Origin of the sequence: Photorhabdus namnaonensis (genome assembly GCF_001684335.1) — a bacterium.
In the GTDB taxonomy this organism is placed as follows: Bacteria; Pseudomonadota; Gammaproteobacteria; order Enterobacterales; family Enterobacteriaceae; genus Photorhabdus; species Photorhabdus namnaonensis.
Genome location: NZ_LOIC01000022.1, coordinates 18,096 through 27,106, shown reverse-complemented (window position 1 = coordinate 27,106; position 9,011 = coordinate 18,096). Strand labels below are relative to the sequence as shown.

Here is a 9,011-nt window from a genome sequence, read left to right as displayed (position 1 = left end):
ACGCCGACTATGTGAAAAACATGATCACCGGTGCGGCTCAGATGGACGGCGCAATCCTGGTAGTTGCTGCGACTGACGGCCCAATGCCACAGACTCGTGAGCACATCCTGTTAGGTCGTCAGGTAGGCGTTCCTTATATCATCGTATTCCTAAACAAATGTGACATGGTAGACGATGAAGAGCTGCTGGAACTGGTTGAGATGGAAGTGCGTGAGCTGCTGTCTCAGTACGATTTCCCAGGCGACGATACTCCGGTTATCCGTGGTTCTGCGCTGAAAGCGCTGGAAGGCGATGCCGAGTGGGAAAGCAAAATCCTGGAGCTGGCAGAAGCGCTGGACAGCTACATCCCAGAACCAGAGCGTGCGATTGACCAGCCATTCCTGCTGCCAATCGAAGACGTATTCTCGATTTCAGGTCGTGGTACCGTGGTAACCGGTCGTGTAGAGCGCGGTATTGTTAAAGTGGGTGAAGAAGTGGAAATCGTTGGTATCAAAGACACAACGAAAACCACGTGTACTGGCGTAGAAATGTTCCGTAAACTGCTGGACGAAGGCCGTGCGGGTGAGAACGTTGGCGTTCTGCTGCGTGGTACCAAACGTGACGAAATCGAACGTGGTCAGGTACTGGCAAAACCAGGCTCAATCAAGCCACACACCACTTTCGAATCAGAAGTTTATATTCTGAGCAAAGACGAAGGTGGCCGCCATACGCCATTCTTCAAAGGCTATCGTCCACAGTTCTACTTCCGTACAACTGACGTAACCGGCACAATTGAGCTGCCAGAAGGCGTGGAAATGGTGATGCCAGGTGATAACATTCAGATGAAAGTGACCTTGATTGCGCCAATCGCAATGGACCAGGGTTTACGCTTCGCTATCCGTGAAGGCGGCCGTACTGTAGGTGCTGGTGTTGTTGCTAAAATTATTGCTTAATAGCTAAGAGTTAAGTACTTAACTTTAGGACAGATTTGTATTCTGACTTGTTTTAGGACAGACACTTGGTTGTGTTACACTGGGTGTCTGTTAGTCAGTGTTTTAATTGATATCACCTTTCCTTAAATTCCCTGTATGAACCATCCCATTCGGTTATCTCTTAGTGTCTTAATTTTTTGATTTCGGCCGTTTGTTCCTAGTGGTGTTATCGTTATCTGGCTGTTCTGCTAGGTATTCTTAGAGTATATATTTATCATTCATCTGTAGAATGCGTTAGTGGTAACCAACCCCCAACCCGTGATTTTCCCGAATAAACATTTGCCTTCAAACTTAGATGAGTTTATATACAGGAGTAATATCTGACTCATGCTTGTTCTGCATTTGTTGGTATGCCCTAACGAAAAAAGTTGCTGATGCAGGAGATAGTTTTAGGATGGAATAAGTTTAAGAAAGTTCCCGATAGGGATAAAAGTATTAATAATCAAAATATTATATAAATGAGAGAACTACTCCCATTTAACGAAGCTAAAGGATATTTGGGAGAACCTGAATTAGAAAATTAAAATGCGAATGATTATTGAAATGAGACTCATTATTATTTAATATGCGCTATAATGTGTACCAGAGAGTGTTATTTATGTATGTCTGCCTATGTAATGCGGTGAGTGACAAAACAATACGTAACGCGGTGCGTCAACATCATATTCACTCTATTAGAGAACTAAAACGTATTGTGCCTGTAGGCCGTGATTGTGGCAAATGCATACGCCAAGCCCGAGAGCTAATTAATGAGGAAATTGCACAGCTGCCTAAGATAGATAACGTTGCTTGATAAAAAAGAGATAAGTTTACTACTACTCTGCGGAATAGGTACTACACTTTAAGTACTGGAAGCGGAGGAGTGAACTATGAAAGGTGATAAAAAAATGATTGCTCATTTGAACAAACTTCTTGGAAATGAGCTTGTTGCAATTAATCAATATTTTCTACATGCCCGGATGTTCAAAAACTGGGGCCTTACTCGCCTGAATGATAAGGAATATCATGAATCTATCGATGAAATGAAGCATGCTGATAGGTACATCGAACGTATCCTTTTTCTTGAAGGAATTCCTAATTTGCAGGATCTAGGAAAACTTAACATCGGAGAAGATATCGAAGAAATGCTCAAATCTGACTTACAGCTCGAATTGCAGGGAGCTAGAGATTTGAAAGAAGCGATTGCTTATGCTGATTCGATTCATGACTATGTTAGCCGTGATTTGATGATTGATGTCCTAGATGAAGAAGAAGAACACATTGATTGGTTGGAAACTCAATTTGAATTAATTGAACGTATGGGGATTCAAAATTACACTCAAGCACAGATCCTTGAAGGAGAATAGGTACGAAAAAATGCCCTATCTATTAAGTTAGGGCATCTTGTTTCATGCTCCTTTGACTCTATTCCGGACAAATCTTCATCTGTATCTTGCTTTGTTAATTGATTTGCGTATAATATGCGGTCTTACTTATGTGTAAGTCTGGTTTGATAACCAGTAAATGTGCAGTATTGCTTTGCTGCCATTTAAAATACTCCCGATAGGGGGGTTATATATTGAACGATTACACTCTCTCATCAATCGAAATGGGTACGAGGAGTAATTATTTACGTTTATAAAATAGTTGGAGCTCTGGTCTCATGCAGAACCAAAGAATCCGTATTCGCCTGAAAGCATTTGATCATCGTTTGATCGATCAATCAACTGCGGAAATTGTCGAGACCGCTAAGCGTACTGGTGCGCAGGTTCGTGGTCCGATCCCGCTGCCGACTCGTAAAGAGCGTTTTACCGTTCTGATTTCTCCGCATGTTAATAAAGATGCGCGTGATCAGTACGAAATTCGCACTCACAAGCGTCTGGTTGACATCGTTGAGCCAACCGAGAAAACCGTTGATGCTCTGATGCGTCTGGATCTGGCTGCCGGTGTAGACGTGCAGATCAGCCTGGGTTAATCAGGTCATTGAACGATTGAGAGGTTGAAACAATGATTGGTTTAGTCGGTAAAAAAGTGGGTATGACTCGTATCTTCACTGAAGATGGCGTTTCTATCCCTGTAACTGTTATCGAAATTGAAGATAACCGTGTGACTCAGGTTAAAGATCTGGATAGTGATGGTTATCGTGCAATTCAGGTTACTACTGGTAGCAAAAAAGCTAACCGTATAAACAAACCTGAAGCAGGTCATTTCGCTAAAGCTGGCGTTGAAGCTGGCCGTATCCTGCGTGAATTCCGTCTGTCTGAAGGCGAAGAATATGCTGTAGGTCAAAGTATTAGCGTTGAGATTTTCGCTGACGTTAAGAAAGTCGACGTTACTGGTACATCTAAAGGTAAAGGTTTTGCTGGTACTGTTAAGCGCTGGAACTTCCGTACCCAAGATGCTAGCCACGGTAACTCTTTGTCTCATCGTGTTCCGGGTTCTATCGGTCAGAACCAAACTCCGGGCAAGGTATTTAAAGGCAAGAAAATGGCAGGCCAACTGGGTAATGAACGTGTAACTGTTCAAAGCCTAGATGTAGTACGTGTTGACGCTGAGCGCAACCTGCTGCTGGTCAAAGGTGCTGTTCCAGGTGCAACTGGCGGCAACCTGATCGTAAAACCGGCTGTCAAGGCGTAACGTCGAGGAGATAGGAATGGAATTGGTAATGAAAGACGCGCAAGGCGCGCTGACTGTTTCCGAAACTACCTTCGGGCGTGATTTCAATGAAGCGCTTGTGCATCAAGTAGTTGTTGCTTACGCAGCTGGTGCACGTCAAGGTACTCGTGCTCAGAAAACCCGTGCTGAAGTTTCTGGTTCAGGTAAGAAACCATGGCGCCAGAAAGGCACTGGCCGTGCACGTTCTGGTTCTATTAAGAGCCCAATTTGGCGCTCTGGTGGTGTAACTTTTGCAGCTAAACCACAGGACCACAGTCAAAAAGTTAATAAGAAAATGTACCGTGGTGCTTTAAAGAGCATCCTGTCTGAACTGGTACGTCAAGATCGTTTGATCGTTGTCGAGAAGTTTTCTGTAGAAGCTCCTAAAACCAAGCTTCTGGTTCAGAAACTGAAAGATATGGCTCTGGAAGATGTGCTGATTATCACTCATGAAGTTGATGAGAATTTATTCTTAGCAGCTCGCAACCTGTACAAGGTTGATGTTCGTGATGTAGCTGGTATTGATCCAGTTAGCTTAATCGCCTTCGATAAAGTGGTTATGACTGCTGATGCTGTGAAGCAAGTTGAGGAGATGCTGGCATGATCCGTGAAGAACGTCTGCTGAAAGTACTGCGCGCACCGCACGTATCTGAAAAAGCTTCTACTGCGATGGAGAAGAGCAACACCATCGTTCTCAAAGTTGCGAAAGACGCGACTAAAGCAGAAATCAAAGCTGCTGTGCAGAAACTGTTTGAAGTCGAAGTTGAAGGTGTTAACACTTTGCTGGTTAAAGGCAAAACTAAACGTCACGGTCAGCGTATTGGTCGTCGTAGCGACTGGAAAAAAGCTTACGTCACACTGAAGGAAGGCCAGAATATGGACTTCATCGGTGGTGCAGAGTAAGTCGGAGGAGTAAAGAACAATGGCAATTGTTAAATGTAAACCTACGTCTCCGGGCCGTCGCCACGTTGTTAAAGTGGTTAACCCTGAGCTGCATAAGGGTAAACCTTATGCTCCATTGCTGGAAAAAAGCAGCAAAACCGGTGGTCGTAACAACAATGGCCGTATTACCACTCGTCATATTGGTGGTGGCCACAAGCAGCACTATCGTTTGATTGACTTTAAACGTAATAAAGATGGTATCCCTGCTGTAGTTGAGCGTTTGGAATATGATCCAAACCGTTCAGCGAATATCGCCCTGGTTCTGTATAAAGATGGTGAACGTCGTTATATCCTTGCACCTAAAGGTCTGAAAGCTGGTGATCAAATCCAATCTGGTGCTGATGCAGCTATCAAAACTGGTAACGCATTGCCAATGCGCAATATCCCTGTTGGTTCTACCGTACATAACGTAGAAATGAAGCCGGGTAAAGGTGGTCAGTTGGCTCGTTCTGCTGGTGCATACGTTCAGATCGTTGCTCGTGACGGTTCTTATGTAACTTTGCGTCTGCGTTCTGGTGAAATGCGTAAAGTTCTGTCTGATTGCCGCGCCACTTTAGGTGAAGTTGGCAATGCAGAACATATGCTACGCGTTCTGGGTAAAGCTGGTGCAAGTCGCTGGCGTGGCATTCGTCCTACCGTTCGTGGTACGGCGATGAACCCGGTAGATCACCCACATGGTGGTGGTGAAGGTCGTAACTTTGGTAAACATCCTGTAACTCCTTGGGGTGTTCAAACTAAAGGTAAGAAGACCCGTAGTAATAAACGTACTGATCAGTTCATCGTACGTCGCCGTACTAAAAAATAATTAGAGGATAAACCATGCCACGTTCTCTCAAGAAAGGTCCATTTATTGACCTGCACTTGCTGAAGAAGGTAGAGAAAGCGGTGGAAAGCGGAGACAAAAAGCCTATCAAGACTTGGTCCCGTCGTTCAACGATCTTTCCTAACATGATCGGTTTGACCATCGCTGTCCATAATGGTCGTCAGCATGTACCAGTTTTTGTTTCCGACGAAATGGTTGGTCATAAACTAGGTGAATTCGCGCCGACCCGTACTTATCGCGGCCATGCGGCCGATAAAAAGGCTAAAAAGCGCTAAGGTAGGAGGAAGAGATGGAAACTATCGCTAAACATCGCCACGCTCGTTCTTCTGCTCAGAAGGTTCGCCTTGTAGCTGACCTGATTCGCGGTAAGAAAGTGTCGCAAGCTCTGGAAACTCTGACCTATACCAATAAGAAAGCTGCTGGTTTAGTGAAGAAAGTACTTGAGTCTGCTATTGCTAATGCAGAACACAACGATGGTGCTGACATTGATGATCTGAAGGTCACGAAGATTTTCGTAGACGAAGGCCCGACCATGAAGCGTATTATGCCTCGTGCAAAAGGTCGTGCAGATCGCATCCTGAAGCGCAGCAGCCACATTACTGTGGTTGTGTCCGATCGCTGAGACTCTGGAGACTAGCAATGGGTCAGAAAGTACATCCTAATGGTATTCGCTTAGGTATTGTCAAACCTTGGAACTCTACTTGGTATGCGAATACTAAAGAATTCGCTGACAACCTAGACAGCGATTTTAAAGTTCGCCAGTACTTGAATAAAGAACTGGCAAAAGCGTCTATTTCACGCATTGTTATTGAACGTCCTGCTAAAAGTATTCGTGTAACTATTCACACGGCTCGCCCAGGTATTGTAATCGGTAAGAAAGGTGAAGACGTAGAAAAACTGCGTAAAACTGTAGCGGAAATCGCTGGTGTTCCTGCGCAAATTAATATCTCTGAAGTGCGTAAGCCTGAACTGGACGCGAAACTGGTTGCTGACAGTATTACTTCACAGCTAGAACGTCGTGTTATGTTCCGTCGCGCTATGAAGCGCGCAGTCCAGAATGCGATGCGTTTGGGCGCTAAAGGCATTAAAGTGGAAGTCAGTGGCCGTTTAGGCGGTGCTGAAATCGCGCGTACTGAATGGTATCGTGAAGGTCGTGTACCGTTGCACACACTGCGTGCAGATATCGACTATAACACTTCAGAAGCGCACACCACTTATGGTGTACTCGGCGTTAAGGTATGGATCTTCAAAGGTGAGATCTTGGGTGGTATGGCTGCTGTTGAACAGGCGGAAAAACCGGCTGCACAACCGAAAAAGCAGCAGCGTAAAGGCCGCAAGTAAGGAGAGTCGCTGATGTTACAACCAAAGCGTACGAAATTCCGTAAAATGCACAAAGGCCGTAACCGTGGCCTGGCAGCAGGTGCGGATGTTAGCTTCGGCACTTTCGGTCTGAAAGCTGTGGGCCGTGGCCGTCTGACTGCACGTCAGATTGAAGCGGCACGTCGTGCTATGACTCGTGCAATTAAACGTCAAGGTAAAATCTGGATACGTGTATTTCCAGACAAACCTATCACTGAAAAGCCACTCGAAGTGCGTATGGGTAAAGGTAAAGGTAACGTAGAATATTGGGTTGCCTTAATCCAGCCTGGTAAAGTCCTTTATGAAATGGACGGAGTGCCTGAAGAGCTGGCTCGTGAAGCATTCAAGCTGGCAGCAGCGAAACTGCCTATCAAGACCACCTTTGTAACTAAGACGGTGATGTAATGAAAGCACAAGAGCTGCGCGAAAAAAGCGTTGAAGAGCTGAACACTGAGCTGCTGAATTTGCTGCGTGAACAATTTAACCTGCGCATGCAGGCTGCAAGTGGCCAGCTACAACAGTCTCATCTGTTGAAACAAGTGCGTCGTAATATCGCACGCGTTAAGACTTTATTGACTGAGAAGGCGGGTGCGTAATGACCGATAAAATCCGTACTCTGCAAGGTCGTGTTGTAAGTGACAAAATGGAGAAATCTATTGTTGTTGCTATTGAGCGTAAGGTGAAACACCCTCTGTATGGTAAATTCATCAAACGTACGACTAAACTGCATGTACATGACGAGAACAATGAATGTGGCATCGGTGATGTGGTGGAAATCCGCGAAACCCGTCCACTGTCCAAAACTAAATCTTGGACTTTAGTTCGCGTTGTAGAGAAAGCGATTCTGTAAGCTGGCTCGAATAGAGTAAACGGCTCAGGCGATGGGCCGTTTATTTTTTCTATCTATATCTGAGATGTGGTGTTATAATGCTGCGCCCTCATGATATGGGGTATCTGAACGGCCTCTTCATATTAAATTTATAGTAGTGAAGTGGGCTCAGTAGTAGTTGACATTTAGCGGAGCACTAAAATGATCCAAGAACAGACTATGCTGAACGTGGCCGACAACTCCGGTGCACGTCGCGTAATGTGTATCAAGGTTCTGGGTGGCTCGCACCGTCGCTATGCACACGTCGGCGACATCATAAAAGTCACCATCAAGGAAGCAATTCCTCGTGGTAAAGTGAAAAAAGGTGATGTCCTGAAAGCGGTAGTGGTGCGCACCAAGAAGGGTGTTCGTCGCCCTGACGGTTCTGTCATTCGCTTCGATGGCAATGCTTGCGTGTTGTTAAACAACACAAGTGAGCAAGTTATCGGTACGCGTATTTTTGGGCCGGTAACTCGTGAACTTCGTAATGAAAAGTTCATGAAAATTATCTCCCTGGCACCAGAAGTACTCTAAGGAGCGGACAATGGCAGCGAAAATCCGTCGTGATGACGAAGTTATTGTGTTGACCGGAAAAGATAAAGGTAAGCGCGGTAAAGTAAAACAGGTTCTTTCTACTGGGAAAGTCATTGTTGAAGGTATCAACTTGGTTAAAAAACATCAGAAGCCTGTTCCGGCTCTGAACCAACCAGGTGGCATCGTTGAAAAAGAAGCTGCAATCCAGGTTTCAAACGTTGCGATCTTCAATGCGGCAACCGGTAAGGCTGACCGTGTAGGTTTTAGATTTGAAGACGGAAAAAAAGTTCGTTTCTTTAAATCTAACAGCGAAACTATCAAGTAATTTGGAGTAATACGATGGCGAAACTGCATGATTACTACAAAGACGAGGTAGTCCAAAAACTGATGACTCAGTTTGGCTACAATTCTGTCATGCAAGTCCCTCGGGTCGAGAAGATCACCCTGAACATGGGTGTTGGTGAAGCGATTGCTGATAAGAAACTGCTGGATAATGCAGCAGCGGATCTGGCAGCAATCTCTGGTCAAAAACCATTGATCACCAAAGCACGCAAATCAGTTGCAGGCTTCAAAATCCGTCAGGGCTATCCAATCGGCTGTAAAGTGACCCTGCGTGGTGAACGTATGTGGGAGTTTCTTGAGCGCCTGATTTCTATTGCTGTACCTCGTATTCGTGACTTCCGTGGTTTGTCTGCTAAGTCATTTGATGGTCGTGGTAATTACAGCATGGGTGTACGTGAGCAAATCATCTTCCCTGAAATCGATTACGATAAAGTGGATCGTGTTCGTGGTTTGGATATTACTATCACCACAACTGCGAAATCTGATGATGAAGGCCGCGCACTGTTGGCTGCTTTTAACTTCCCGTTCCGCAAGTAAG

The 9,011-nt window shown here is 45.2% G+C and carries 17 protein-coding genes; all 17 read left to right on the top strand.

What is annotated here, in order from left to right; translation table 11 throughout:
- On the top strand, positions 1-932 hold a 932-nt coding region (gene tuf, locus Phpb_RS05525; RefSeq protein ID WP_065389512.1), incomplete at its 5' end, for an elongation factor Tu.
- A 637-nt stretch (positions 933-1,569) separates the two neighbouring features.
- Complete coding sequence (gene bfd / locus Phpb_RS23550) at positions 1,570-1,764, top strand: bacterioferritin-associated ferredoxin (protein WP_046393852.1); 195 nt, start codon at positions 1,570-1,572, stop codon at positions 1,762-1,764.
- Between the two features lie 76 nt (positions 1,765-1,840).
- Positions 1,841-2,317, top strand: a complete 477-nt coding sequence (gene bfr, locus Phpb_RS05520; RefSeq protein ID WP_036814877.1) for a bacterioferritin — start codon at positions 1,841-1,843, stop codon at positions 2,315-2,317.
- Between the two features lie 296 nt (positions 2,318-2,613).
- Positions 2,614-2,925 carry a 30S ribosomal protein S10 gene (rpsJ, locus tag Phpb_RS05515; protein WP_001181005.1) on the top strand — a complete coding sequence of 104 codons (312 nt, stop codon included), beginning with the start codon at positions 2,614-2,616 and terminating at the stop codon, positions 2,923-2,925.
- Positions 2,926-2,957: 32 nt separating this feature from the next.
- On the top strand, positions 2,958-3,587 hold the full coding sequence (gene rplC / locus Phpb_RS05510) for a 50S ribosomal protein L3 (protein WP_036814876.1): 630 nt from the start codon (positions 2,958-2,960) through the stop codon (positions 3,585-3,587).
- A 16-nt stretch (positions 3,588-3,603) separates the two neighbouring features.
- Positions 3,604-4,209, top strand: coding sequence for a 50S ribosomal protein L4 (gene rplD, locus Phpb_RS05505; protein ID WP_036814875.1), 606 nt, complete (start codon positions 3,604-3,606; stop codon positions 4,207-4,209).
- Complete coding sequence (gene rplW, locus Phpb_RS05500) at positions 4,206-4,508, top strand: 50S ribosomal protein L23 (RefSeq protein WP_021322796.1); 303 nt, start codon at positions 4,206-4,208, stop codon at positions 4,506-4,508. The genes rplD and rplW overlap by 4 nt, the downstream gene beginning before the upstream one ends.
- Before the next feature lie 19 nt (positions 4,509-4,527).
- The gene (gene rplB, locus Phpb_RS05495; protein WP_036781895.1) at positions 4,528-5,352 is read left to right on the top strand and encodes a 50S ribosomal protein L2; all 825 of its coding nucleotides are present in this window, start codon (positions 4,528-4,530) and stop codon (positions 5,350-5,352) included.
- Positions 5,353-5,366: 14 nt separating this feature from the next.
- Positions 5,367-5,645 (top strand): 30S ribosomal protein S19, encoded by a 279-nt coding sequence (rpsS, locus tag Phpb_RS05490; protein WP_011148791.1) that lies wholly within the window; start codon positions 5,367-5,369, stop codon positions 5,643-5,645.
- Between the two features lie 14 nt (positions 5,646-5,659).
- On the top strand, positions 5,660-5,992 hold the full coding sequence (gene rplV / locus Phpb_RS05485) for a 50S ribosomal protein L22 (protein WP_011148790.1): 333 nt from the start codon (positions 5,660-5,662) through the stop codon (positions 5,990-5,992).
- A gap of 17 nt (positions 5,993-6,009) precedes the next feature.
- A complete protein-coding gene (gene rpsC / locus Phpb_RS05480; protein ID WP_015836279.1) occupies positions 6,010-6,711 on the top strand; it encodes a 30S ribosomal protein S3 in 702 nt (233 codons plus the stop codon).
- Positions 6,712-6,723: 12 nt separating this feature from the next.
- Positions 6,724-7,134 (top strand): 50S ribosomal protein L16, encoded by a 411-nt coding sequence (gene rplP, locus Phpb_RS05475; RefSeq protein WP_011148788.1) that lies wholly within the window; start codon positions 6,724-6,726, stop codon positions 7,132-7,134.
- Entirely contained in the window at positions 7,134-7,325 is a 192-nt protein-coding gene (rpmC, locus tag Phpb_RS05470; protein ID WP_010847484.1) for a 50S ribosomal protein L29, read from the top strand. Before rplP ends, rpmC begins: the two co-directional genes overlap by 1 nt.
- The gene (rpsQ, locus tag Phpb_RS05465) at positions 7,325-7,579 is read left to right on the top strand and encodes a 30S ribosomal protein S17 (protein WP_011148786.1); all 255 of its coding nucleotides are present in this window, start codon (positions 7,325-7,327) and stop codon (positions 7,577-7,579) included. Before rpmC ends, rpsQ begins: the two co-directional genes overlap by 1 nt.
- Positions 7,580-7,759: 180 nt before the next feature.
- A complete protein-coding gene (gene rplN / locus Phpb_RS05460; RefSeq protein WP_036781889.1) occupies positions 7,760-8,131 on the top strand; it encodes a 50S ribosomal protein L14 in 372 nt (123 codons plus the stop codon).
- 10 nt (positions 8,132-8,141) lie between these two features.
- Positions 8,142-8,456, top strand: coding sequence for a 50S ribosomal protein L24 (rplX, locus tag Phpb_RS05455; protein ID WP_036781887.1), 315 nt, complete (start codon positions 8,142-8,144; stop codon positions 8,454-8,456).
- 14 nt (positions 8,457-8,470) lie between these two features.
- Positions 8,471-9,010: a 50S ribosomal protein L5 gene (rplE, locus tag Phpb_RS05450; protein ID WP_011148783.1), complete on the top strand. Its 540-nt coding sequence runs from the start codon at positions 8,471-8,473 to the stop codon at positions 9,008-9,010.
- Position 9,011: the final 1 nt, after the last annotated feature.

Coding starts and splice junctions, on each gene's coding strand:
- rplE (WP_011148783.1), top strand. CDS start 8,471: ATGGCGAAACTGCATGATTACTACAAAGACGAGGTAGTCCAAAAACTG.
- rpmC (WP_010847484.1), top strand. CDS start 7,134: ATGAAAGCACAAGAGCTGCGCGAAAAAAGCGTTGAAGAGCTGAACACT.
- rplC (WP_036814876.1), top strand. CDS start 2,958: ATGATTGGTTTAGTCGGTAAAAAAGTGGGTATGACTCGTATCTTCACT.
- rplN (WP_036781889.1), top strand. CDS start 7,760: ATGATCCAAGAACAGACTATGCTGAACGTGGCCGACAACTCCGGTGCA.
- rplD (WP_036814875.1), top strand. CDS start 3,604: ATGGAATTGGTAATGAAAGACGCGCAAGGCGCGCTGACTGTTTCCGAA.
- bfd (WP_046393852.1), top strand. CDS start 1,570: ATGTATGTCTGCCTATGTAATGCGGTGAGTGACAAAACAATACGTAAC.
- rplV (WP_011148790.1), top strand. CDS start 5,660: ATGGAAACTATCGCTAAACATCGCCACGCTCGTTCTTCTGCTCAGAAG.
- rpsJ (WP_001181005.1), top strand. CDS start 2,614: ATGCAGAACCAAAGAATCCGTATTCGCCTGAAAGCATTTGATCATCGT.
- rplB (WP_036781895.1), top strand. CDS start 4,528: ATGGCAATTGTTAAATGTAAACCTACGTCTCCGGGCCGTCGCCACGTT.
- rplW (WP_021322796.1), top strand. CDS start 4,206: ATGATCCGTGAAGAACGTCTGCTGAAAGTACTGCGCGCACCGCACGTA.
- rpsQ (WP_011148786.1), top strand. CDS start 7,325: ATGACCGATAAAATCCGTACTCTGCAAGGTCGTGTTGTAAGTGACAAA.
- bfr (WP_036814877.1), top strand. CDS start 1,841: ATGAAAGGTGATAAAAAAATGATTGCTCATTTGAACAAACTTCTTGGA.
- rpsS (WP_011148791.1), top strand. CDS start 5,367: ATGCCACGTTCTCTCAAGAAAGGTCCATTTATTGACCTGCACTTGCTG.
- rpsC (WP_015836279.1), top strand. CDS start 6,010: ATGGGTCAGAAAGTACATCCTAATGGTATTCGCTTAGGTATTGTCAAA.
- rplX (WP_036781887.1), top strand. CDS start 8,142: ATGGCAGCGAAAATCCGTCGTGATGACGAAGTTATTGTGTTGACCGGA.
- rplP (WP_011148788.1), top strand. CDS start 6,724: ATGTTACAACCAAAGCGTACGAAATTCCGTAAAATGCACAAAGGCCGT.